At 71.5% G+C, this 24,593-nt stretch carries 17 protein-coding genes; 12 read left to right on the top strand and 5 right to left on the bottom strand.

Annotated elements, in window-relative coordinates:
* Window positions 1-234: 234 nt before the first annotated feature.
* Window positions 235-1,056 (bottom strand): nitrilase-related carbon-nitrogen hydrolase, encoded by an 822-nt coding sequence (locus tag GQ57_RS13685; protein WP_034198103.1) that lies wholly within the window; start codon window positions 1,054-1,056, stop codon window positions 235-237.
* A 266-nt stretch (window positions 1,057-1,322) separates the two neighbouring features.
* On the opposite strand from GQ57_RS13685, the gene GQ57_RS13680 reads away from it, so the two are divergent.
* Window positions 1,323-3,149, top strand: a complete 1,827-nt coding sequence (locus GQ57_RS13680) for a methyl-accepting chemotaxis protein (RefSeq protein WP_034198102.1) — start codon at window positions 1,323-1,325, stop codon at window positions 3,147-3,149.
* Window positions 3,150-3,194: 45 nt separating this feature from the next.
* On the opposite strand, the gene GQ57_RS13675 is transcribed toward GQ57_RS13680, so the two are convergent.
* Window positions 3,195-3,986 (bottom strand): response regulator transcription factor, encoded by a 792-nt coding sequence (locus tag GQ57_RS13675; RefSeq protein ID WP_034198101.1) that lies wholly within the window; start codon window positions 3,984-3,986, stop codon window positions 3,195-3,197.
* A 156-nt stretch (window positions 3,987-4,142) separates the two neighbouring features.
* Here GQ57_RS13675 and GQ57_RS13670 point away from each other — a divergent pair, with 156 nt between their 5' ends.
* The 4 genes from GQ57_RS13670 to GQ57_RS13655 are packed head-to-tail and all read left to right on the top strand — an operon-like array spanning window position 4,143 to window position 9,281.
* Window positions 4,143-6,524, top strand: coding sequence for a hypothetical protein (locus GQ57_RS13670; protein WP_152603247.1), 2,382 nt, complete (start codon window positions 4,143-4,145; stop codon window positions 6,522-6,524).
* Window positions 6,506-7,732 carry a hypothetical protein gene (locus GQ57_RS13665; RefSeq protein ID WP_200878002.1) on the top strand — a complete coding sequence of 409 codons (1,227 nt, stop codon included), beginning with the start codon at window positions 6,506-6,508 and terminating at the stop codon, window positions 7,730-7,732. Before GQ57_RS13670 ends, GQ57_RS13665 begins: the two co-directional genes overlap by 19 nt.
* A 13-nt stretch (window positions 7,733-7,745) precedes the next feature.
* Window positions 7,746-8,417: a DUF1266 domain-containing protein gene (locus tag GQ57_RS13660; protein ID WP_031401257.1), complete on the top strand. Its 672-nt coding sequence runs from the start codon at window positions 7,746-7,748 to the stop codon at window positions 8,415-8,417.
* A gap of 60 nt (window positions 8,418-8,477) precedes the next feature.
* Window positions 8,478-9,281 (top strand): hypothetical protein, encoded by an 804-nt coding sequence (locus GQ57_RS13655; protein WP_031401256.1) that lies wholly within the window; start codon window positions 8,478-8,480, stop codon window positions 9,279-9,281.
* A 46-nt stretch (window positions 9,282-9,327) separates the two neighbouring features.
* On the opposite strand, the gene GQ57_RS13650 is transcribed toward GQ57_RS13655, so the two are convergent.
* On the bottom strand, window positions 9,328-10,257 hold the full coding sequence (locus tag GQ57_RS13650; protein ID WP_031401255.1) for a phosphatidate cytidylyltransferase: 930 nt from the start codon (window positions 10,255-10,257) through the stop codon (window positions 9,328-9,330).
* A 35-nt stretch (window positions 10,258-10,292) separates the two neighbouring features.
* Window positions 10,293-10,925, bottom strand: coding sequence for a lysophospholipid acyltransferase family protein (locus GQ57_RS13645; RefSeq protein ID WP_031401254.1), 633 nt, complete (start codon window positions 10,923-10,925; stop codon window positions 10,293-10,295).
* A 452-nt stretch (window positions 10,926-11,377) separates the two neighbouring features.
* On the opposite strand from GQ57_RS13645, the gene GQ57_RS13640 reads away from it, so the two are divergent.
* The 4 genes from GQ57_RS13640 to GQ57_RS13625 all read left to right on the top strand — a co-directional run bounded on the left by GQ57_RS13640 (window position 11,378) and on the right by GQ57_RS13625 (window position 15,684).
* Window positions 11,378-11,983: a CDP-alcohol phosphatidyltransferase family protein gene (locus GQ57_RS13640; RefSeq protein ID WP_031401253.1), complete on the top strand. Its 606-nt coding sequence runs from the start codon at window positions 11,378-11,380 to the stop codon at window positions 11,981-11,983.
* A gap of 79 nt (window positions 11,984-12,062) precedes the next feature.
* On the top strand, window positions 12,063-13,832 hold the full coding sequence (locus GQ57_RS13635) for a bifunctional alpha/beta hydrolase/class I SAM-dependent methyltransferase (RefSeq protein WP_031401252.1): 1,770 nt from the start codon (window positions 12,063-12,065) through the stop codon (window positions 13,830-13,832).
* Window positions 13,829-15,232 (top strand): phosphatase PAP2/dual specificity phosphatase family protein, encoded by a 1,404-nt coding sequence (locus GQ57_RS13630; RefSeq protein WP_034198099.1) that lies wholly within the window; start codon window positions 13,829-13,831, stop codon window positions 15,230-15,232. The genes GQ57_RS13635 and GQ57_RS13630 overlap by 4 nt, the downstream gene beginning before the upstream one ends.
* Window positions 15,232-15,684 (top strand): hypothetical protein, encoded by a 453-nt coding sequence (locus tag GQ57_RS13625; RefSeq protein WP_031401250.1) that lies wholly within the window; start codon window positions 15,232-15,234, stop codon window positions 15,682-15,684. The genes GQ57_RS13630 and GQ57_RS13625 overlap by 1 nt, the downstream gene beginning before the upstream one ends.
* 18 nt (window positions 15,685-15,702) lie before the next feature.
* Here the strand turns inward: GQ57_RS13625 and GQ57_RS13620 are convergent, their stop codons facing one another.
* Window positions 15,703-16,725, bottom strand: coding sequence for a sensor domain-containing diguanylate cyclase (locus tag GQ57_RS13620; protein ID WP_034198098.1), 1,023 nt, complete (start codon window positions 16,723-16,725; stop codon window positions 15,703-15,705).
* Window positions 16,726-17,200: 475 nt separating this feature from the next.
* On the opposite strand from GQ57_RS13620, the gene bcsB reads away from it, so the two are divergent.
* Genes bcsB through GQ57_RS13605 form a run of 3 tightly spaced genes read left to right on the top strand, consistent with a single transcriptional unit; the run spans window position 17,201 to window position 24,585 of the window.
* The gene (bcsB, locus tag GQ57_RS13615; RefSeq protein ID WP_031401248.1) at window positions 17,201-19,513 is read left to right on the top strand and encodes a cellulose biosynthesis cyclic di-GMP-binding regulatory protein BcsB; all 2,313 of its coding nucleotides are present in this window, start codon (window positions 17,201-17,203) and stop codon (window positions 19,511-19,513) included.
* A 3-nt stretch (window positions 19,514-19,516) separates the two neighbouring features.
* Window positions 19,517-20,746 (top strand): cellulose synthase complex periplasmic endoglucanase BcsZ, encoded by a 1,230-nt coding sequence (gene bcsZ, locus GQ57_RS43695; protein WP_031401247.1) that lies wholly within the window; start codon window positions 19,517-19,519, stop codon window positions 20,744-20,746.
* Complete coding sequence (locus GQ57_RS13605) at window positions 20,731-24,585, top strand: cellulose synthase subunit BcsC-related outer membrane protein (protein ID WP_034198097.1); 3,855 nt, start codon at window positions 20,731-20,733, stop codon at window positions 24,583-24,585. The genes bcsZ and GQ57_RS13605 overlap by 16 nt, the downstream gene beginning before the upstream one ends.
* The last annotated feature ends 8 nt before the right edge of the window (window positions 24,586-24,593 follow it).

The raw sequence follows: 24,593 nt of genomic DNA, 5'->3' as shown, positions 1-24,593 counted from the left end.
CAATGGCGCGCGGGCATCGTGCGCGGCGATGCCGTGCGTGATGAATTGGATTGCCGGCGCTCGGCGCATTCAATGGCATGGTGTGCGATGCGCTCGGCGGCCGCGTCATGCGCTCGCTCGCGCCCGGCGCGCACGGCAACGCCAGGCCGGCCGGTTCGGCGCTGCCGGCGGTCGACGTGCCCGACTTGACCGGCGTGACGGCGGGCGTTGCTGCCCGGCGCGGGCCGGGGTCCGTTACGGAATCAGCAGTTCGCGGCGCCCGTCCGCGTGCTCGATGCGTTCGCCGGCGATGTGCAGGCGCTGGTCGTCGCGATAGTCGTAGACGGCGCGCGCCGCGGCGAGCTGGTCGAAATCGAGTTCGACCGCATGGCGCGATTCGGCAGCGCCGGCTTCGAAGATCAGGTTGCCGAACGGATCGGCCGCGAGGCTGCCGCCGGCGAACACGACATCGTGCGCGCTTCCGCCCACCCGATTGGCCACGACCGTGAACACCTGGTTCTCCATCGCGCGCGCCGTTGCCGACGTGCGGTGGACGTAGCGGTACGGTTCCATGTTGCCGTCGGTCACGAGGATCGCCTGTGCGCCGAGGGCGGCAAGCGCGCGGCCGGTTTCGGGGAATTCGCTGTCGTAGCAGATCAGCAGGCCGATCCGCACGCCGCGCCATTCGAGCGTCGCGTAGCGGTCGCCGGGCAGCACGACGCCACGCTCGCTGACCCACAGGTGCGTCTTGCGGTAGCGCAGCGCGACGCCGTCCGGCGTGACGAACACGGTCGTGTTGTAGAAGCGGCCGCCGTCGTTCTCGATCAGCCCGACCACGACCGCGACGTCGCGTGCACGGGCGGCCGCGATGACCGCGCCGACGCTCGGGCCGTCGAGCGGCTCGGCGACTTCGGCGAGGTTCGACGGATCGAGGAAGCCGGTGAGTTGCGCTTCCGGAAACATCACGATGTCGGTGCCGGGCGCGCAGGTCGCGATCGCCTCGAGCGTGCGCTGCAGGTTGTAGTGCGTGTCGCCGTCGCGGCCGGCGAGCTGGACGATGTCGAGCTTCAGTTTCATGGGCGATGTCGCTGGGGCCGGTCGCCGGGGCGCCGGAAGGGGTGGGCAAGGAGGGCCCAGTATGCGCCGATCCCGCCGGTTTCCCATCCTGCCGGCGTGTTAACCCGTCGGGGGTATTGATTCCCGGGGCCGTGGCCGGGGGCATCCACTTTTTTTGAGTGGTCTGACCTGTCAAACCTCAAGTCGCGGGGCGGCAGGTCGTTAAATCCGTTTGCGTACTCATTTGACTGTTCGATAACAACGCGCAACCGGAGATCGCCGTCACCATGCTGTCATCCATTCGCACCCGAATCCTGGCAACTTGCGTCGCCATCGTCGTCACGGCGCTCGCCGTCACGGGAGGCCTCGTCTACGAGGTCGTCAAGCGCCACAACGACGAAACCATCGACCGGAACCTGCAGTCGGTTCTGGCCGGCCATGCGCTGGCGCTCGACGAGTGGATCGCGAGCCGGGCGCAGCAGACCCAGGCGCTCGCGGACACGCTGGCGGTCGGCGAAGGCGATCCGGTGCCGGCGCTGACGCTGCTCGGCAAGTCGGGCGGCTTCCAGGTGCTGACGCTCGGCCTGCCGGACCGCACCGCGTTCTCGAACGTCCCGCTTGCGCCCGGATACGATCCGACCGCGCGGCCGTGGTACCGGCAGGCCGTCGACGCCGGCCGGCTGGTCGTCACCGCGCTGTACCGCGATGCGACGACCGGCAAGCCGGCGTTCGCGTTCGCGGCGCCGGTCGTCCGGGGCGGCGCGCTGAAGGGCGTGCTGGCGGCGAGCCTCTACCTGGAGCGCGCCAGCGCGATCGTCGCGTCGATGCATCCGACGCCCGCGAGTTTCGCGTTCCTGGTCGACCGCAGCGGGCGCCTCATCGCCGGCGCGAAGACGGACCTGATCATGAAACCGGCCACGGAGCTGTCGCCGGCGCTGACGCCCGAGCGTCTCGCCGGGCTGCAGACCGTGACCGAGCCGGTGGCGGTCGAGGTGGACGGCGTGACCAAGCTGCTGCGCGCCCGCACGATCGCCGGTACCGACTGGTCGCTCGTGATGGCGCTCGATCAGGCGGACGTGACGGCCGGCATGCGGGCCGTGGCGACGACGACGCTCGTGGCCATCGTGATCGTGGCCTGCATCGCGGCCGCGCTCGTCGGCGCGCTGACGAACGCGGCGTTCCGGCGCGTGCTGCTGGTGCGCGACGCGCTGACCGACGTCGCGAGCGGCAGCGGCGACCTGACGAAGCGGCTGCAGGCGGACGGCGACGACGAAGCCGCGCAGATCGCGCGCGCGTTCAACGTGTTTGCGGAGAAGATCGGCGCGATCCTGCTGGAGATCCGCGGCTTCAGCGAATCCGTGAGCGTCGCGAGCGCGGAGATCGCGCAGGGCAACCAGGATCTGTCGAGCCGCACCGAGCATGCGGCGTCGAGCCTGCAGGAGACGGCGGCGGCGCTCGAGGAGATCGCCGGCACCGCACGCAACTCGGCCGATGCGGCGACGCAGGTGAACCGGCTCGCGGAATCGGCGTCGGGCGTGGCGATGCGCGGCGGCGAGGTGGTGAGCCGGGTGGTCGTGACGATGAGCGAGATCACGGCGGCCTCGACCGAAATCTCGAACATCATCGGCGTGATCGACGGCATCGCGTTCCAGACCAATATCCTCGCGTTGAACGCGGCCGTGGAGGCGGCGCGCGCGAACGAGCACGGGCGGGGCTTCGCGGTCGTCGCGGGCGAGGTGCGCACGCTCGCGCAGCGCAGCGCGCAGGCCGCGAAGGAAATCAAGCAGCTGATCGAGGCGTCGGTCGACAAGATCGAGGGCGGGTCGGGGCTCGTGCAGACGGCCGGCGCGACGATGGACGAGATCGTCGAGGGCGTGCGCGGCATTTCGAGCGTGATCGCGGAAATGACGGTTGCCGCGAACGAGCAGAGCACCGGGCTCGCGCAGGTGAACCAGGCGGTGTCGCAACTCGATCACGCGACGCAGCAGAACGCGGCGCTCGTCGAGGAGTCCGCCGCGGCCGCGGCGCTGCTGCGCGAGCAGGCGGCGCGGCTCGCGCAGACGGTCGGCGAATTCAAGCTCGCGCGTCCGGCGGCCGGCACGACGCCGGCGTGATGCGCCGCGCGGGGCGGAGGCGGCGCGGTCCGGGCGGGCCGTGCGTCATCCGCCGGTCTGCGCGTTGAGGAACAGCGAAAACAGCTCGGACTGCGAATTGATCGCGAGCTTCCCGTAGATGTTGCGCCGGTGCACCTTGACCGTTTCCGCTGAAATCGCCAGCTTGTTCGCGACTTCCTTGTTCGACCGGCCGCTCAGGATCAGCCGGATCACGTCGAGTTCGCGGGCGGTGAGCGGCGTGCCGAGCCGCGCCATCGCCTGCTCGAAGCCGTCGTGCGCGCCGGGCCGGCGCGACGGCCCGTGCTCGGCGCACGCCGGCTCGAATGCCAGCCGCTGCCGCATCAGCCCGGCCACCCACGGCCGGATCAGGTCGAGCAGCGCAACCTGTTCGGGGCTGAAGCGCCGCTTGCTGCCGAGCGACAGGCACAGCGTGCGCGCGTCGTCGAGCACGACGTTGAACTGCACCTCGTCCTCGACGACGTTGTGCGTGAAATAGAGCGTGTAGTACTCGGTGTCGCGAAAGCATTCGGGCGCGACGTCGGACAGCCGGAACAGGCCGCTCCTCGGCGCGTCGCGGTTCGCGATGTAGAACGGGTCGAGCTGGTACAGGCCCTGCACGTAGTCGCGGAACAGCGGATCGGGGCCGCCGCCTTCGTACGGGCATTCGGCGAGCACCAGCGGGCGGCCGTCGCCGAACGTCAGCGCGACCCAGCTGTCGACCGCGACGTATTCCTCGATCAGCCGGATCAGGGCGAGCCAGAAGCCCGGCCGGTCGAGCGACTCGATGAGCCGCCCGACCGACCGGTGCCATGCGACATCCTGCAAGGTCAGGTTCATGCGTGTTCCGCGTCGGGCAGGACCGGTCGATGCGCCGTGCGTATCGAGCGGGTCCGGGAGTGAAGAACGAGATCGTAACGCCGGCCGGCGCGAATGACGAGGCCGCGCCCCGTCCGTCTCCTGATAAGCTATCGCGATTCCGAGACGGAGAAGTCGATGACTCCCAGCGCCAATACCAATACCAATATCGATACAACCACGATGCCCTTGACGGGCCAGCCCCTCGACACCCTGATGGACCGGCTCGAAGCCGATCTCGAGGAAAGCGATTCGAGCCGCGCGAGCGACCTTGCGGCCCGCTTGCGCGCCCAGCCGTTGCGCGCCGATTCGCTCGACGCGATCGCGCGCCTGCATGCGCTCTGGATGCATGCCGGCGATCCGGCTGCCGCGCGCGCCGTGATCGACGACGACGGCACGGGCGTACACGACGCCGCGCAGCCCGACGTGCAGCCCGATATCCGCATGCAACTCGCGCTGTACCGGCTGCAGATCGCCCGGCACCTGGGCGAGAACGATGCCGTGTCGCACGAGATCGGCCAGATGCGCGACATCGTGCTCGCGTCGCCGACGCTCGATGCCGGGCGCTACGTGCGCGCACACATTCTCGATACGCTGGAATACGATCATGCCGAGCACGCGCTCGACGCGGTCGAGCTGCGGCACGTGCTGTGCGGCGCGATCGCCGAGCGCGCCGCGTTCCGCGCATCGGACGAGGCGAACCGGCAATGCCTGCGGGCGTGGGCGCTGCGGCGTCTCGGCCGGAACGACGAGGCGCGCGCGGCGGCCGAGGCCGCGGTGGCGGCCGTCGCATCGGCCGGGGCGGACCAGGACATCGACGTCGACGACTGGCTGCGGGTCGGCAACGCGATGATCGAGCTCGCGCCGCTGCAGTGCGCGACGATACACCGGGCCGTCGAGGCGCTTGTCGCCGGCTGGACGCCGCCGCCGCGGCGCGAGACCGAGGTGCGGCTGGCGCGGCTCGACGCGCGGGCGGCGCACGCGCAGGGCGATCTCGACGGCGCGCTTGCCCGCTGCGAGATGGCGCGTCACAGCCTCGAGTCGGACGGCAGCGACGACTTCATCGAATACGAACTGCCGTGGCTGCTCGAGGCCGGCCGTTTCGACGACGCCGGGCGGCGCGCGTTCTTCCACGTGTACCAGGTCGAAAGCAGCATGCTCGACCGGGTCGGGCACATCATCCACGCACGCCTGGCCGAGCCGTCCGATACGTCGGTCTGGTGGCCGCTGTGCGCGATGCGCGCGGCCGGCTTCGAGCCGACCTTCGAGCGGCTCGTCGAACTCGGCGCGGAGCAACCCGATGCGCTGGCCGCGCGCTCGCCGGCGCACGGCGAGATCTTCGCCGCGCTCGGCTCGCTCGAAGGCGACGACGCGCGCTACGCGGTGGCCGATGCCGCGTGCGAGGTCGCGCGGCGGCGCGTGCCGGACCATCCGTGGATCGCGCGGCTCGCCGCGGTCTACGACGGCGAAACCGGCCGTATCGACGCGACGACCCAGGCCGCGCGCCTGCTCGCGGCCGCGCAGGAAGGCGAGATGGTCGACAACCGCACCACGTTCGCGCTGACCGAAGCGTGCATCCGCGCGCTGGGCGTCGCCGCCGCGATGAAACTGCCGCCGCCGTCGCTGCCCAGCGGATTGTGGAGCTACGGGTTCGCCGGTGCGATCGACGACGCGGCCGAGGAGGCGATCGACGCACTGCCGGCGGCGGAGCAGGCCCCGGTGCGCGCGGATCTCGAGCGCATGCGGATCGCCGTCTACGAGCAGGGCCGCGCGAGCATGGAGCATTTCTTCGAGACCGGCAACGGGCATCCGTACGATGCCTGTGCGCACCTGTATTCGATGCTCTGCAACAACCTCGCGATTCTCTATCGCGGCCAGGAGCGTTTCGACGAGGCGCTGGTACTGCATCGCAACGGGATCGCGGCGAGCTCGTTTGCCGAGCATTACGACGGGGTCCGCTACGCGCTCTCGCGCCAGGGCAAGGATGACGAGATGCTCGAGGCCGCCGAGCAGCTGTGGCATTACGCTGCCGAATACGGTTACAGCCGGCACGATCCGAACTGGTACGTGTGCGACGTGGTGCGGGCGCTGTACCGCGTCGAGCGCAGCAACGAATTGCCGATCTGGCTCGAGCGCCTGGTCGGCTGGCAGCGCGAACACGATCAGCTCGACGACCGTTTGCCCGACGATGCGCTCGTGGCGCGATTCGTGTTCGTCACCTACATGTCGGAGTCTCACGCGGACCAGGCGGCGGCGCTGTACGACGCCGCGCGGGCGCAGGCCGACGCATCGAACGACCTCGGCGTGCTGACCGCGGCGGCCGACGCGGCGTACGGACTGGGCCGCCAGCCGGACGTGAAGTATTTCTACGAGCGCGTGCTGGTCCTCAACCGGCAATCGGCCGAACCGACCGACCTGAACGTGGACATGATCAAGCAGCGGATCCGCGAGGCCGGCGCGCCGGCGGGGGCGGGCGCGGCGGCCGCGCCGAACAAGCGCTGGTGGAAGTTCTGGCAATGACGGCCGTCGGCCGGCGGGCCGGTTACGCGCCGCGCAATGCGCTGAACGCCGACGCGCTGAAAGCGGCGATCGCCGCGCGCAGCAGCGCACGGGGCGACGCCGACGCCGTGCGCGCGTGGCTGCTCAACCATTTCTACCGGCATGTCGTCGCGAACTTCGCGCCCGCGCGCACGATCGTCTCGCTCGACGACGCGCGCCAGGCGCTCGGCCAGGCCGCGCCGCCGGCGTGGGTCGTCAGGCGCTTCGGCGCCGATGCGAAGACGGCCGGCGACGCAGACGCCGGCCGGCAGGCGCCCGTCGTCTGGGTCGACCCGAACGACGCGGCGCTCCTCGCGCTCGAAACCACGCTCGTCGAGTTTCTCGAGTCGCGCAAGGGGACCGGGCTCGAGGGCAAGCTCGATCGGGTCAATTGCCCGCAGGCGCTCGCGCTGTGGGAGCGCGAGCACGCGGAGATGGCGTCCCGGATCGCGCGCGGCTGGCGCGAGAGCCAGCCCGATGCGTTGCGTACGTGGTGCGACACGGCCAACGGGCGCTTCGTCGAATTCCTGCCCGACAGTGCGCTGCTGCGCGCCGAAATGGCGTTCGAGAGTTACGTGATGCGCCATTGCCTCGGCCAGTTCGCCGACCGGCAGGCGCTGGCGGGCGGCTATGGCGGGCGCTATGCGGAAGCGATCGAGGCGCGCACGCTGCGGTTGCTGAGCTTCCGGGACGCGAGCGGCCAGCCGCACATCACGATCGGCGTCACGGTGCGCGCGGACGGCGGCCTCGACGTCGATCAGGTCAAGGGCAAACAGAACCGGCCGCCGGTCGAGCGCTACGTCGACGACGTACTGGCCTGCCTGAATGCGCTGGGGACGACGGATCGCACGCCGCCCGACTGCATCGCGCTCGGCGTCGTCCATACCGCCTCGGGGTGGTGCCGGATCGAGGACGTGACGGACGCCGCGTCGCAAGCGCGGCTCGTCGCGCGCCATCCGCAGCTGTTCGGGCGGCTCGCCGAGCCGACGCCGACCGTCGAGTGGCTGGTCGCCGCGCGGCAACCGGAGCTGTTGCAGGCGCGGCCGCCGCGTGCCGGTTCGGTGCGCTACGCGGTGCGCGCGACGCTGGCGCCGGCCGCGCGTGCGGACGAGGCGCCGCCCGCGTTTGCAACCGAGGAGGTGGGCTGGCCCGGATACGAGGCGCCGCGCGACGCCGCCGCGCGCGCATGAAGGGGCAAAGACCATGATATTCAAGCTGATCGTTGCCCTGTTCGTGCTGTGGCGGATCGTGCGCTACGTCCGCGGGCGCGTCGCGCGTCGCCCCGCGTTGTCGGCCCGCAAGCACTGGGCGCTGCTGCTCGCGCATCCGTACGTGGAAGCGACGGGGTTCACGGGTTTCGACGATGCGCAGACGAGCCACCTGAACGACACGTCGCGCAAGTTCCTGCGCGCGCAGATGCTGCATCAGATGGAGTTGCGCACCGATGCGACGGACGACGATGCGCGCGCGCATCTGGCGCGCGTGCTCGAGACGCAGTGGTTCCGCGCCGACCTGCATGGGCTGCAGCCGACCGACGATCCGCGCGCGGCGCTCGCGTTCGCCTGCGCGCGGATGGCGTTCCTCGCGCGCGTGGCGATGCTGATGGGCTGGACCGGGCCGGACACCGCGTGGCGGGTGCTGCTGCTCAACGCGCAGCGCGCGCAGGACTGTTTCGGCAGCTGGGCGGATTTCGGCGGCGCATACATCGCGGGGCGCAGGCAATGGGTGGCCGGATTTCGTGCCGATCCGTTCGGCAAGGCGTTCGACGACGCGACGCTGCAGCGCTGGCTTGCGCCGGCCGACGGCGCGTGGGGCCGGGCGGCGTGGCCCGGGCTGGCGGCCTTCGATCCCGAACCGGTCGCGCAACCGCGCTGACGCGTCGATGCTGCCGGCCGTCTGTTTTCCATACTGTTCCTCGTTGCTCTCGACGCCGACATGATTTCATCCGCTCATCCCCTGGTGCGACGTCTGGCACTGTCCGTTGCCTGCCTGGTGTGGGCGGCGTCGCCGCCGGCGGCGCGCGCCGCCGGGCCGATCGCGTCCGACGGCCTGCTGCAGGCGTTCATCCACGACAGCTACGGCACCTGGCGCGCGGACCGCAAGGGCTGGCAGTCGGACCCGGGCGATTTCATCTATGCGCCGTGCGGTTCGCTGCGCGTCGCGACGGCCGACGGCCCGCGCTACCTGCTCGCGATGTGCGGGGAGACCGAGGCGGCCGTGCAGAACGGCATGCCGGGGATGGATTCGGACGGCACGACCGGCACGATCGACCTGTACGTGCTGAAGCCGGCCGCGGACGGCAAGACGCTCGCGCCGGTGGTGAAGAAGGCGGACATCGCGTCCGGCAAGCACGGCGAGCCGGGCACCGTGCGCATCGAGCGCTACGGTCCGCACCTGTTCGGCTTCACGATCGGCGACGGCGTCACGCTGCAGGGCTACACGATGGCGATGCGGTCGATCTGGCTGCCGTACGGCAATGCGCTCGTCGAGGCCGCGCCGCGGATCGACGAAGCGCTGGACAACCAGGGCTCGCTCGATTGCGGGAACGCGAAGTCGCATTGCGAGAGCCGCACGTTCACGATCGTGCCCGACACGACGGCCAGCGGCGACGTCTATCCGCTGACGGTGACCGAGACGGGTTCGCGCGGCGACCGGGATCTCCACGCGCGCTACACGGTGAAGTTCGACGCCGCGCGCGGCCGCTACGTCGTGCCGAAGGCGCTGCGCGAGGGATACTGAATGCGCGCGCGACGGCGCGGGCGGCGTCGCGCCGCCCGCCCGGGCGTCACACGTACAGGTAGCGCACGAGGTGGAAGAACACCGGGGCGGCGAAGCAGATCGAGTCGACCCGGTCGAGCATCCCGCCGTGGCCGGCGATCATCGAGCCCCAGTCCTTGGTGCCGAGCGAGCGCTTGACGGCCGACAGCACGAGGCCGCCGACGAAGCCCGCGATCACGATCGCGAGGGAGATCCCGAACGCCGCGCCGAAGCTGAACGGCGTCACGCGATACAGCGCCGCGCCGCACAGCGTCGCCAGCAGGCCGCCGCCGACGAACCCTTCGATCGTCTTCGACGGCGACAGCTGCGGCGCGATCTTGCGTCGTCCGAACAGTTTGCCGACCACGTACTGCAGCACGTCGCTGATCTGCACGACGAACAGGAAGAAGAACAGCAGCAGCGGGTTCTGCCCCGTGTAGTGCGGGATGTCGAGGATCAGCACGGCCGGCGCGTGGCTCAGGCCGTATACGCACACCATCAGCGCCCAGTTGATCTTCGCGTTGCGGCTCAGGAATTCGCGCGTGTCCTGCGTGAGCGCGGACACGAGCGACATCGCGAAGAACAGGTGCACGGGCACGAAGATCGAATACATGCCGTACCAGTTGATCCCGAGCAGCAGGTACTGCACGGGGATCGCGACGAAGAACGCGATGAACAGCGTCGTATGGTCGCTCGCGGTGGTCGGCGTGAGCGTGATGAATTCGCGCAGCGTCAGGTAGGACAGCACCGCGAACACGAGATACGTGATGTTGTTGCCGAGGCTGATGGCGATGACCATGATCGCGATCATCGCCCACCACGCGCGGATGCGCTGGTTCAGGTTGTCGATGGTCGTGCTCGCGCCGCCGCTGCGCGCGCCGAGGATCGCGCCGATCACGGTGGCGACGACGAGCACGCCCGTGACGCCCGCGACCAGTTCCCAGAAGAGAGTTCGCATGGGTATATCCGGAAAAAGGAAAGGGGGGGCCGCGTTCAGCCGGCCGGCCGCTGCGGCGGCGCGAGCGCGACGACCGCGTCGCGCATGCGGGCGAGGAAGGTCGGCTTGTCTTCCTGCGCGTCGAGCGCCTCGTTCGCGCCGAAGTGCACCTTGCAGATCAGCGGCACCGGCCAGATCGCGCCCTTCGGCATGATCCGCTGCAGGTTCTCGAGATAGACGGGGGCGAGCGCGACGTGCGGAAACTCGGTCGCGAGATGGAACAGCCCGCTCTTGAACGGCTGCGGCAGGATCTCGGCGCCGCGCGTGCCCTCGGGGAAGATGATGATCGAATGGCCTTGCCGGAGCGCGTCGCGCACGGGGTCGAGCGGGTCGCCGCCCGACTCGCGGTGGCGATCGATCAGCACGACGTTCAGCAGCTTCTGCGCGATATGGCGCTTCAGGTCGCTGCTGTCCCAGTAATCGCGTGCGGCGACCGGTCGCACGACCGCGCGTACGTCGCGCGGCAGCGCGGCGAGGATCGCGAGCGTGTCGATGTGGCTCGTGTGGTTCGAGAAATAGATCTTCTGTGTCGGGGTCGGCGGCGCCTGATGCCAGACCGGATACGCACCGGCGACGAGCCGTACGATGGACAGCAGGAAGTCGCGCTGCCAGACGTTGAGGATGTTCATCGGCGCTGCGCCTCCTGCCTGCATGCCCGGCCGCCGCAAGGGCGGGCCGGATCCCGGAATGCCGGCGCGGCAGGATGCGCGCCGGACGGCCTTTGTTTAAATTTTTTCAAATTCGTGGCTGCCTGTCGCAGGTCCGCGATAATCGGACGAGTCGCCGTCATACCGCTGTCGCGTCGCGGCGCGTGCACCGTTCGGCGGCGTGATGATCGGCTGTTGCACGAGTGCCCGGCGACAGGTCGAACGATTGTCGCTGCGGCCGGGCCAGCGGATTATCGCGAGTTTCCGCCAAAAACGCCAGATTTGGCGCCGCGCCGGCGGGCCGCGTGCACGCTTGACGCATCGGGGCCGCTCGGCGACGATTAGGGCCGTCCACGACAGGCCGACGTGGGCCGTTGCGCCGCCTGGGGCATGGCGGCGTCGAACGTATCCGACTGTGCCGCGCAAATAAAACGATGAGCCTCTACGCACTCAAACCCAAATTCCAGAATCGCCTGCGTCCGTTCGCGAATTCGCTCGCCGCACGCGGCGTCACGGCCAACCAGGTCACGCTGTTCGCGGCTGGCGGCTCGATCGTCGTCGGCGCGCTCGCCGGGCTCGGCGTATTCGCCCGCGCGCTGTTCCTGCTGATTCCGCTGTGGCTGTTCGTGCGGATGGCGCTCAATGCGATCGACGGAATGCTCGCGCGCGAGCACAACCAGAAGAGTACGCTCGGCGCTTATCTGAACGAACTCGGCGACGTCGTGTCCGATATCGCGCTGGTGCTGCCGTTCCTCGCGGTGTCGGCGTTCGCTGCGGCAGACGTCTGGCTGTTCGCGCTGACGGCGGCGATCGTCGAATGCGCGGGGCTGATCGGCCCGCTGGTCGGCGTGAGCCGCCGCTACGACGGCCCGTTCGGCAAGAGCGACCGCGCGCTCGCCCTGGGCGCGTTCGCGCTGTGGATCGGGCTCGGTTTTCCGGTCGGCAGCATCGCCGCGTGGCTGTGGCGGCTGCTGATCGTGCTGTCGATCGTGACCGTCGTGCGCCGCGTCCAGGCCGGCATCGCCGAAAAGGGCGGCTGAGCACGGCATCGCGCAGTGGCGGTACCCGGCGCCGGAGGGCGGCGCCATATGATTCGAATAACGAAACGAGAGAAATAGCATGAACGCACGCACGGCCCGCGAGGCCGACTTCATCACGCACGACGGCGAAACGCTGTTCTATCGTCACTGGCCGGCCACCGGCCCGCGCTGCCGCGGCGCAATCGTGCTGCTGCATCGCGGCCACGAACACTCGGCGCGCGTCGCGCACCTCGTCGACGAACTCGACCTGCCGGATTTCGCCTTCTTCGCCTGGGACGCCCGCGGCCACGGGCGCTCGCCGGGCGCGCGCGGCTACAGCCCGAGCGCGGCCGCATCGGTGCGCGACCTGCAGACCTTCGTCGAACACATCCGCGACACGCACGGCATCGCGATCGAGGATGTCGCCGTGGTCGGCCAGAGCGTCGGCGCGGTGCTCGCGGCGACCTGGGTGCACGATTACGCACCGCCGATCCGCGCGCTCGTCGTCGCGTCGCCGGCGTTCCACATCAAGCTCTACGTGCCGTTCGCGCGGCCGGGGCTGCGGCTGATGCACCGGCTGCGCGGGCTGTTCTACGTGAACAGCTACGTGAAGCCGAAATTCCTCACGCACGATCCCGAGCGGATCGCGAGCTATGCGTCCGATCCGCTGATCACGCGGCCGATCGCGGTCAACATGCTGCTCGACCTGCACGACACCGCGCAGCGGATCGTCGCCGACGCGGCCGCGATCACGGTGCCGACGCAACTGCTGATCTCGGGCGCCGACTGGGTCGTGCATCGCGGCCCGCAGGACCGCTTCTTCGAACGGCTCGGCTCGGCGCGCAAGGAGCGCATCGTGCTGCCGGGCTTCTATCACGACACGCTCGGCGAGCGCGATCGCGCACAGGCGCTCGCGCCGCTGCGCGCGTTCGTGTTGCGCGAATTCGACGCGCCGAGCCCGCGCGTGTCGCTCGCCGACGCCGACCGGCGCGGCGCATTCCACGACGAGTACGCGGCGCTCGGGCGGCCGCCCGCGAACGTGTTCGCACGTGCGTACTGGGCGCTCACGCGCGCCGGCCTGAAGGCCGGCGGCGCGCTGTCGGACGGCATCGCGCTCGGGCTGCGGCTCGGCTTCGATTCGGGCTCGACGCTCGACTACGTGTACCGCAACCGCGCGCAGGGGCGGCTCGGCGTGGGCGCGCTGATCGACCGCACCTACCTCGATGCGCCGGGCTGGGTCGGGATCCGCCAGCGCAAGGTGCATCTGCAGGAACTGATCGGCGCGGCGATCGGCCGCCTGCGCGGCCAGGGCACGCCGGTGCGGATCGTCGACATCGCGGCGGGGCACGGGCGCTACGTGCTCGATGCGATCGCGACGGCGGCCGAGCGCGACGGCGCGGCGCCCGACGACATCACGCTGCGCGACTACAGCCCGCCGAACGTCGAGGCCGGGCGCGTGCTGATCGCGCAGCGCGGCCTCGAGCCGATCGCGCGCTTCGAGCGCGGCGACGCGTTCGACGAGGCGTCGCTGGCGACGCTCGAGCCGCGGCCGACGCTCGCGATCGTGTCGGGGCTCTACGAGCTGTTCGGCGAGAACGCGCTGATCGAGCGTTCGCTGCGCGGGCTCGCGCAGGCCGTGCCGCCGGGCGGCTATCTCGTCTATACGGGGCAGCCGTGGCATCCGCAGATCGAATTCATCGCGCGCGTGCTCAACAATCATCGCGGCGAGGCGGCCTGGGTGATGCGCCGCCGCTCGCAGGCCGAGATGGACGAACTCGTCGCGCGGGCGGGGTTCCGCAAGCTCGAGCAGCGGATCGACGAAATGGGCATCTTCTCGGTGAGCCTCGCGCAGCGGATCGACGCGTCATGAGCGCGCTCGGCGGCGGCGCGGGCGGTCTCGCCGAGCCGGTGGACGGCCGCGCGCGTGACGCGTCGCTGGCGCTGCGCGTCGGCTGGCTCGCGGCGATGGGCGCCGTGTTCTTCTCGACCTACGGCTTCGCGAACTGGCTCGCCGCGCGTCGCGCGGCGGTGCCGACCTTTGCGTTCGGCTGGGAACATGCGATTCCGTTCGTGCCGTGGACCATCGTGCCGTACTGGTCGATCGACCTGCTGTACGCGCTGTCGTTCTTCTTCTGGACCCGCCGCGCCGATCTGCTCGATCACGTGAAGCGGCTGCTGACCGTGCAACTGGTGTCGGTGGCGTGCTTCATCGCGTGGCCGCTGCGTTTCGGGTTCGAGCGGCCCGACGCGGGCGGCGTGGCCGGTGCGCTGTTCACGCTGCTGATGGGGTTCGACAAGCCGTTCAACCAGGCGCCGTCGCTGCATATCGGGCTGCTCGTCGTGCTGTGGGCCGTCTATGCGCGGCACCTGCGCGGCAGGGTCGCGCGCGCCGTGCTGCATCTGTGGTTCGCGGCGATCGGCGTGTCGGTGCTGACGACCTACCAGCATCACGCGATCGACGTGCCGACCGGCGCCGCCGTCGGCTGCCTTGCGCTGCTGCTGTTTCCGCTGCGCGATGCGTCGGGCCGGCTGCCGGGCGCCGACGCGTCGCCGGGTGCGGCCGGCCGCGCGCTCGCGCGCCGCTACGCGCTCGGCGCGGCGGCGTTCGCGCTCGCGGCGCTGGTGTGCGTGCCGCACGCACCCGGCTGGGCGCTGGCCGCGGGGTGGGTCGCGCTGGCGCTCGCGTGCGTCGCGTGGATCTACTGGCGCGGCGCGCCCGGCGCCTTCCTGAAGGACGCGCACGGGCGTTACCCGGTGTTCGTCCGCTGGCTGCTCGCGCCGACGATCGCCGGCGCGTTCGTCAATTCGCGGGCCTGGACGTTCCGGCAGCCGGCGCCGGTGCGGATCGACGAACGCGTCTCGATCGGCCGCACGCCGACGACGCGCGACGTGCGCCGCCACGGCTTCACCGCGCTGCTCGACCTGACCGCCGAAATGCCGCGCTGGGCGGCGGCCGACGCGTCGCTCGCGTATGCGGCCGTGCCCCAGCTCGATCTGGTCGCGCCGACGGCCGCGCAACTCGCGCAGGCCGTCGCGGCCCTGGAACGGCTGCATGGCGAAGGGCGCGACGTGCTGGTGTGCTGCGCGCTCGGCTACGGCCGCAGCGTGCTGTGCGCGGCCGCGTGGCTGGCGATGCGGCACGGGCTCGGCGATGCGCGCGACGCGCTGGCCGCGGTGCGTGCGGTGCGGCCGCGCGCGGTGTGGTCGGACGAGGGCGTGGCCGTGCTGCAGCACTGGATCGATCGCCGTCGCGGCGCGGGAGGCCGGTGATGCGCGATCCGTCCGCACCGTTCCGGATCGCCGCCGCGCGCGGCGCGCTCGACGCGGGCGCCTGGGCGATCGCGGCCGCGCTGGCCGCGGCCGGAGCAGGGTGGTGGCTTGCGTCGGGCTGGGCGCCGGCGACCGTCGCGCGCGTGCTGCTGGCCGTCGTCAGCACGGGGGCGGGGATCGCGGCGCTGTGGTACGCGGTGCGCATCGAGATCGACCGCAGGCTGTTCGCCGCGCTGGCGCGCACGGCGTCGGGCGAGGCATCGGTCGACGAGGGGCTCGCGGCGCTCGATCGGGCACTCGCCGATCTCGGCTGGATCGACGCGGGGAAGGCCGGCCGGCCGCTCGACGCGCGGGTGCGCGGCGCGGTCGGCCTGTGTCGGGCGGCCATGCTGGTCGCGATCCTGCAGTGGCTCGTCGTGGGGCTCGCGATCGCCGTTCCGCAGATCGGCTGACGCCGGTGTGCGCGCCCGTTACGCGCGCGCCGTGCGCTGCGACCGCGTCCGCTTGACTTCGTACATCGCCTGGTCGGCGTGCTCGATCAGCGCGTTCATGTCGGTGCCGTCGTCGGGCAGCAGCGCGATTCCGACGCTGACGCCGAGCGGCAGCGGGCGCCCCTCGAATTCGAACGGTTCGCCGACCTGCCGCGCGAGCCGCGTGCTTTGCGCTTGCGCGTCGTCGCGGTTGCCGATGTTCGGCAGGATCACCGCGAATTCGTCTCCGCCGACGCGCGCGACCGTGTCGGAGCGCCGCACCGCCGCCTGCATCCGCGTGGCGATCTCGCGCAGCGCGGCGTCGCCCGCGCGGTGGCCGAAGCCGTCGTTGATCGGCTTGAGCCCGTCCATGTCGATGTTCAGAATGCCGAGCCGGCCGTTCGCGCGCAGCGCCGTGTGCATCGACTGGCGCAGGCGGTCGTAGAACAGCGCGCGGTTCGGCAGGCCCGTCAGCGCGTCGTGCGTCGCGCGCAGGTACAGCTCGTTCGCCTCGTTGCGCGCTGCATGGAACATCGCGGCGGCGATCAGGTCGGCCGTGAGCCGCAGCGTGCCGGCATCGGCTTGCGAGAAGCCGTCGACGTCCGGCGACATCACCTTCAGGACGCCGACCGTCGTGTCGGCATGCGTGAGCGGCATCACGAGCATCGAGCGCAGGCCGACCCGGCGGCACGCATCGCGATCGACGCGCGGGTCGGTTTCCGAATCGACGCAGTGCAGCAACCGGCCCTGCCGCACGCACAGGCCCGACAGGCTTCCCGAGCGCCGCAGCCGCAGGCCGAGCATGCCGGCGGCGGTGCCCGACGCGGCGCGGTACACCATGTCGTCGCCCTCGGCGAACTCGACCGCGGCGGCGCTCGCGCCGGTGAGTCGCGGCACCTGTTCGGCCACGTAGGCCATCACGCTGCCGAGATCGAGGCCGAGTTTCGCGATTTCGGTCTGTACCGCGATGATGCGCAGCAACGTATCCGGGGACGGGGTGGCGGTGTCGGCGATTTGATCCAAGTCGGTGATCCGTGAAGAAAAAAATGCGTCGTGCGGCGCAAGCTTGCGGTAGCATACGCGCCGCCTTGCGGCAGCGCGTCCAGCGCGATCCGCAACGGACCGCCGGCGGCCGGCCGCATCGCGCCGGCAGTATGCCGTTCGGCTCGTCCGCCGACAATGGCGCAATTCTTACCGTTCGTCCCGTTCACGCCGCAGTTTCGACCGGATCGAGGCTTTTTCGCCTCGCCTGCGCGAATCGGGGTAAGTTTTGTCCGATTTTTGAGATAGTGTGACGAATAGGCGGGTGCCAGTGCCAGGCGCACGCAACACGATGACAGGGATTAAAGAAATCACCGCATCGTTTCGATAATTGATTCAGGCCAGTTAGTGATATGAGGGAAGCAGTGAGGATATGCACTCACGGGCATAGCTGCTTTGCGCGCGTCGGGTTCGACGCGGCGGATGACCGGATGACCCGGGCGCAATGGAGCGGCACATGAAGCCTGCCCTGTCGCTGTTCGTACTGTCGACCGCCATGGTCGGCGCATTCCACGCGGCCGCGCTGTCGGCCGCTCCGATGCCGGCGGTGCCGGCAGCCGCATCGGCGGCCGGCACTGCGCCGGCGCCGGTGCTCGCGGCCGCGCCCGCGGCGGCCAGCACGCCCTCCGCCGGCCTGCCGGCGACGACGGTGCGCTTGCCGTTCGCGTCGCTCGGCGCGTTCGATCCGCTGCGCCTGCGCGGCGCCGACGACGCGCGCACGATCAACGCCGGCGTGCGGCTCGATCGCGTGGTCACGGGCGCGCGGTTGCGCCTGACCTATGCGTATTCGCCGGCGCTGGTGTTTCCGATGTCGCACCTGAAGGTGTCGATAAACGGCGAGGTCGTGGCGACCGTCCCGTTCGACGCCGCGCAGGCGGGCCGCACGGTGACGCAGGAGATTCCGGTCGATCCGCGCTACTTCTCGGATTTCAACCAGATCGGCGTGCGGCTGATCGCGCACTACACGCTCGACCATTGCGAGGATCCCGCGAACTCGGCGCTGTGGGCCGACGTGAGCCCGACGAGCGAGCTGATTCTCGACGAGTCGCCGGTCCGCCTGCCGAACGATCTCGCGCTGCTGCCCGCGCCGTTCTTCGACCGGCGCGACAACGGCCGCGTGCGGCTGCCGTTCGTGCTGCCGGCATCGCCCGATTCGGCGACGCTGCGCAGCGCGGGCGTGCTGGCGTCCTGGTTCGGCGCGCTGGCCGACTACCGGCATGCGCGTTTCCCGGTGTCGTCCGCGCTGCCGGCCGGCGACCAGGCGGTGGTGGTCGGCACGGCCGCGACGCTGCCGGCCGGCCTCGCGCTGCCGCCGATCAACGGCCCGCTGCTCGCGGTGGTGGACAACCCGGCCGCGCCGGCGCGCAAGCTGCTCGTCGTCACGGGCCGCACGGCGGCCGAGGTCGACGACGCGGTCGCGACGCTCGTGCTCGGCCGCGCGGCGCTGTCGGGACCGGCCGCCACGGTCGCGCACGTCGATCTCGGCGCGCCGCGCAAGCCGTACGACGCGCCGCGCTGGCTGCCGGTGAACCGGCCGATCGCGTTCCGCGAGCTCGTGCCCGACGTGCGCGACCTGGAAGTGCGCGGCACCTCGCCCGACGCGATCCGCCTGAACCTGCGCGTGCCGGCCGATCTCCATTCGTGGAACGGGGCGGGCGTGCCGATCACGCTGCGCTATCGCTACACGGCGCCGACCGTGCAGGACAACTCGACGCTCGCCGTCGAGATCAACGACCAGCTCGTGAAGTCCTACCGGCTCGGGCCGGCCCATGCCGAGGACGCGCACGGCCGCATGCAGCTGCCGTTGCTGTCGGTGCCGGAAGGGCGCGTGACGAGCGACGTCGACATCCCGGCATTCCGGGTCGGCAGCGGCAACCAGCTGCAGTTCCGGTTCACGCTTGACTCGCAGAAGACGGGGCTCTGTTCGAGCACCGCCACCGAGCCGCAGCGCGCGGCGATCGATCCCGATTCGACGATCGATTTCTCGCATTTCGTCCATTACGCGCAATTGCCGAACCTCGCGTTCTTCGCGAACAGCGGCTTCCCGTTCACGCGCTTCGCCGACCTGTCGCAGACGGCCGTCGTGCTGCCCGACCGGCCGTCGCCGCAGGAGCTCGAGGCGTACCTGACGATGCTCGGCCACATGGGCGAATGGACCGGCTACCCGGCGCTGCGCGTGCAGGTCGCGCGGCCCGGCGACGTCGCCGCGCTGTCGGGCAGCAAGGACCTGCTCGTGATCGACGGCTCGCCCGCGTCGCCGCTGCTCGCGCACTGGCGCTCGGCGCTGCCGCTCGTGATCGGCGAGCAGGGCGGCACGGGCGGCGAGGGCGCCGCGCGCGTCGCGTTCTCGGTGAAGGAGCGCTGGCGCAACGGCGTCGGCCTGGCCGACGGCGGCGCGCACATCGAGCAGACGGGGTCGCTCGCGGCGCTCGCCGGGTTCGAGCTGCCGGGCAGCCGCGGGCGCAGCGTCGTCGCGCTGACGGCGACCGACCAGCCGCGTCTCGGCGATCTGCTCAACGTGTTCGAGAATGCCGGGCTCGTGTCGCAACTGCAGGGCGACCTCGCGCTGGTACGGCCGGGGCAGGTCGACAGCCTGCGCATCGGCGAGCCTTACGTGGTCGGCTTCGTGCCGTGGTATGCGCGGGTGTGGACGCATGCGGCGCAGCATCCGGTCGTGCTCGGCGCGGTCGGCGTCGTCGCGGGGCTGCTGCTCGCGCTCGGCGTGTTCAGCGTGCTGCAGCGAATCGCCGCGCGTCGACGGGGGATGTAACGGATGGCGCGGGCAATGGCGAAGCGACGGGCGATGCGGCCGGCGCGGCGCGCCGGCGCGGCATGCGCGCTGGCGGTTGTGCTCGCGTGCGCGGCGGCCGGCACGGCTGCGCGCGCGCAGGCCGCGGCCGGCAACGCGGTCGAGGCGGGCGGTGCGGGATGCGGCGCGGCGTGGCCGCGCTGGGATGCGTTCAAACGGGATTTCATCTCGGCCGACGGCCGCGTGATCGACGTCGGCTCGGCCGATTCACGCACGGTATCGGAGGGGCAGGCATATGGACTGTTCTTCGCGCTGGTCGCGAACGACCGGCGCACGTTCGACACGATCCTCGCATGGACCGAGAACAACCTCGCGCAGGGCGACCTGAGCGCGCATCTGCCCGCATGGCTGTGGGGCCGTGCGCCCGACGGCGCGTGGCGCGTGCTGGACGCGAACGCCGCGTCGGACGCCGACCTGTGGATCGCGTATGCGCTCGTCGAGGCCGGGCGGCTGTGGCAAGAACGCAGCTATACGGCGCGCGGCGCGCTGCTCGCCAGGCGTGTGCTCGACACCGAGACGGCGACCGTGCCGGGGCTCGGCCTGACGCTGCTGCCGGGGCCGACCGGGTTCCGGCTGGCCGACGGCCAGTGGCGCGTGAACCCGAGCTATTCGCCGCCGCAGGTGATCCGCGCGCTCGGCGCGCGCCTGCCCGACGACCGCCGCTGGGCGGCGCTGGCCGCCAGCACCGGGCGCGTGCTGCTCGACACGGCGCCGAAAGGTTTTTCGCCCGACTGGGCGCTGTATCGCGCGGGCACGGGGTTCGGGCCCGATCGCGACACGCGGGCGGAAAGCGCGTACAACGCGATCCGCGTGTATCTGTGGGCCGGCATGCTCGATCGCGCCGATCCGCTCGCCGCCCCGTTGCTCGCACGCTTCGCGCCGTTCGCCGACCATATCGCCGCGCATGGCGCGCCGCCGGAGAAGGTGGATACGACGACGGGCGTCGCGGGGCCGAACGACGGCAACGGCGGGTTCTCGGCGGCGGCCGTGCCGTTCCTCGACGCGCGCGGCCAGCGCGCGCTCGCGGATGCGCAGGCGGCCCGCGCCGAGACGCTCGCGCGCCAGTCGGCGCCCGGCTACTACACGAGCGTGCTGACGCTGTTCGGCCTCGGCTGGCGCGAAGGGCGCTACCGGTTCGACGCGGACGGCACGCTCGACGCACGCTGGGGAGGCCGTTCGTGCGCCGCCCGTTGACGCGCGTCGTGCCGCATGTCGCGGGATTCGCGTGGCTCGTGTCGTCGGTGTGCGCGGCGGCGCCGGGCGCGGCGACGCCGGCGACTTCCGCGTCCGCCGACGCACAGCGCGAGCTGGCCGTCGCACGGATGTGGGGCGTCAAGCATCGCGACGACCTCGCGCGCGACGCGCTGCGCAAGGGTCTGCTGATCGCGCCGGGCGATCCCGGCCTGCTGGCCGAGCAGGTAAGCGTGCTGCTGCGGCTCGGCGATGCACAAGGCGCGCAGGCCTCGCTCGCGCGCCTGCGGGCGCAGGCGCCGAATGCGCCGGCGACGCGGCGGGCGGCCGACGAATACCGTGTCGCGACGAGCGGGCGCGGCGAGATGGCGCAGATCCGCCTGCTCGCGCGCAGCGGCCGCGCCGAAGAAGCGGCCCGGCGGATCGTCGCGCTGTTCCCGAACGGCGCGCCGTCGGGCGCGCTCGGCGCCGAGTACTACCAGATCGTGTCGAACGCGCCGGGCGGGCGCGAGCCGGCGATCGCCGCGCTGCGCCGCGCGGTCGCGGCCGACCCGCAGGACACGAGCGCGTCGATGGCGCTCGTGCGGCTCCTGAACCAGCGCGCCGACACGCGGCCGGAGGCGGGCCGGATCGCGGCGGCGCTCGCGAAACGCACCGACGCCGACCATACGGAGGCGATGGCACTGTGGCGGCGCGTGCTGCAGTCGGCCGGCAGCGATCTCGCCTATCTCGATGCGCTGCATGCGTATCTCGCGCTCGTGCCGGACGACACCGAATTCGTCGACCGCGCCGCGGCGCTGGATCGCCAGCGCGACGCGCAGCGCCAGCTCGAACGCAATCCCGACTACATCGCGCAGCAGCGCGGCCTGCAGGCGCTCGCGCGCGGCGACCTGGCCTCCGCCGATCCGCTGCTCGCGCGCGCCGTGCGGGCGCGCGCCGACGACGCCGACGCGGTCGGCGGCCTCGGCCTGCTGCGCCTGCGCGAAGGGCGGCACGACGAGGCGCGCGCATTGTTCGCGCGGGCCGCGACGCTCGCGACCGACCAGCGCGGCAAATGGCAGGGCCTCGCGCGCACCGCGCAATTCTGGGGGCTGCTCGCGCAAGGCCGGGCCGCCGCCGCCGCGGGGCGCCCGCAGGACGCCGAGCGGGCGGCGCGGGCCGCGCTCGCGATGCAGCCGGGCAACCCGGACGCGAAGCTGCAGCTCGCCGACGCATTGCTCGCGCAGCGCGACTGGGCGCGCGCGGAACCGCTGCTGCGCGAGTTGCTGGCCGCGCGTTCGCCGAACCTGTCGGCCGTGCGCGGCACGGCCACGCTGTATGAAAACACCGGCCGCGCGGACCGGATCGGGCCGCTGCTCGACGCGCTGCAAGGCCGCGTGACGGGCCGCGACGATCGCCGCGCGCTCGACGGCCTGCGGGCCGAGCAGCTCGCGAACCAGGCGCGCGCGCTCGCGGACAAGGGCGAACGCGGGCCGGCCGCGCAACGCTACGAAGCAGCCGTGCGCGCGGCGCCGGACGCGGCGTGGACGCGCTTCGCGCTTGCGCGGCTCTATCGCGACATGGGGCTGCCGCAGCTCGGCCGCACGGTGATGGACGACGGGCTCGCGCAAGGCGATACGCCCGAGATGCGCTATGCGACCGCGCTGTACCGCAACTCGCTCGACGACGTGGCCGGCGCGCAGGCCGCGCTCGCGCCCGTTGCCGACGCGCAGCGTTCGGACGGGATGCGCGCGCTCGCGCGCAAGCTCGACGCGGAAGGCGCGCTGGCCGACGCGCGCGGTGCGCTCGGGCGCGGCGATCGCGCGGCATTGGCCGCGTCGCTCGCGCATGCGCAGGCGAGTGCGCCGGACGACCCCGACATGCTCGCCGCGATCGGCGCGCAGTGGATCGACGCGGGCGAACCCGAGCGCGGTCTCGCGCTGCTGCACGACTGGATCGCCGCGCATCCGCGCGAAGCCGATGCGGACGTGCGGTTGCGCTACGGCGACCTGCTCGGCAGCGCGGGGCGCGACGACGCGCTCGCCGCGTGGCTCGACGCGCTGCGCCGCGACGCGTCGCTGACGCCCGCCCAGACGGCGAGGCTCGAGGATCAGTCGCTGCGGCTCGTGTTGCGGCAGACCGACGATGCGATCGCGCAGCAGGACTATGCGCAGGCGCGCCGGCGGCTCGACCGGGCGAGCCCGGCCGGCCGTGCGGACAAGCGCTATACGATCGAACTGGCCGATCTCGAACGCGCGCAAGGCCATTACGATGCGGCGCGCGGTGTGCTCGCGCCGGTCGTCGCGCGTACGCCGGACGATGCCGATGCGCAGCTCGCGCTCGCACGGATCGACGAGGACGACGGCAACCGCGCGGCCGCGCTGGCGCGCGTGCAGGCGGTGCTCGTGCGTACGCCGGACGACGACGTCGACACGCAGCTGTCGGCCGTCCGCCGCCTGAACGCGCTGCGTCGCCCGGACGAAGCCGCGCAGGTGACCGACCGGCTGCAGGCCGCGTATCCGGCGCGGGCGGACGTGACGGTCGCGGCCGGGCGCGTGGCCGAGGCCCGGGGCCGCTATGACGACGCGGCGTCGCTGTACCGGCTGTCGCGGTCGCAGGAACGCACGGCGGGCGTGAGCCCGGGCCGCGACGGCCTGACGCCCGCGCAGGCCGCGTTCGCGGATCTCGAGCAGCGGCGCAATCCCGAGATCGAAACCGGCTGGACGCCCGCGTACAAGTCGGGCGACGAGGGCATCTCGTCGTACCGCGCCCAGCAGGTGCCGGTCTATGTGCAGATGCCGGTCCGCTACGACGGGCATGTGTTCGCGCAGGTCGACACCGTGCGCCTGGACCCGGGCACGCTCGACACGAGCGACCCGAACGCGTACGCACTCAGGACGTTCGGCACCTACGCGGCGCTCAGGGCGCTGAACGCCCTGAGCGCCGCGGCGATCGCGAATCCGCCGGGGTCGCTGCACCAGACGGCCACGGGCGTGGCGCTCGGCGCGGGCTACCTGTCGGACGCGTGGCGCTTCGATCTGGGCACGTCGCCGCTCGGCTTCCCGGTGCATTACCTCGTCGGCGGCGTGCGTTACCGCTTCGACGCGGGCCCGGCCAGTTTCTCGGTGAACGCGTCGCGGCGGCCGGAAACGAGCAGCGTGCTGTCGTACGCGGGGATGCGCGACCCGTGGACGGGCGCGGTCTGGGGCGGCGTGCGGCGCGACGGCGTGAACCTGCGCGCGTCGGTCGACATCGGCCGCACCAACCTGTTCGCGGAACTCGGCGCGGGCGTGCTGTCCGGCCGCGACGTCGAACGCAATGCGGAAGTCACGCTGCGCACGGGCTTCACGGTGCCCGTGTACGAGCGCGCGACGATGAAGATCAGCACCGGGCTGGTCGGCAATGCGTGGCACTACGCGCAGAACCTGCGCTACTACACGTACGGGCAGGGCGGCTACTACAGCCCGCAACGCTACCTGTCGCTCGGCGTGCCGATCGAATGGGCGGGGCGGCACGATGCACTGTCGTGGGATTTCACCGTCACGGGCGGGATCTCGAACAGCTACGAGAAGGATTCGCTGTATTACCCGACGTTCTCCAGCCTGCGGGCCGAGCAGGTGGCGGCCGGGTTCGTGTACGCGGGCAGCTCGACGGGCGGCGTGTCGTTCTCGTACGGCGTCAACGGCATCGTCGAATACCGCGTGAATCCGCACCTGAGCGTCGGCGCACAGCTGCACGTCGACCGTTCGCACGACTACGCGCCGAGTTCGGCGCTCGTGTACCTGCGCTATGCGTTCGACGCGCGCGCGCAACGCAGCTGGCTCGTCACGCCGACGCCGGTGCGGCTCTACTCGGATTACTAGGGGTACGT

Origin of the sequence: Burkholderia sp. MSh2, from assembly GCF_000731655.1 — a bacterium.
Taxonomy (GTDB): domain Bacteria; phylum Pseudomonadota; class Gammaproteobacteria; order Burkholderiales; family Burkholderiaceae; genus Burkholderia; species Burkholderia paludis.
The sequence above is the reverse complement of the archived record's forward strand: the minus strand, read 5'-3'. Positions and strand labels throughout refer to the sequence as shown.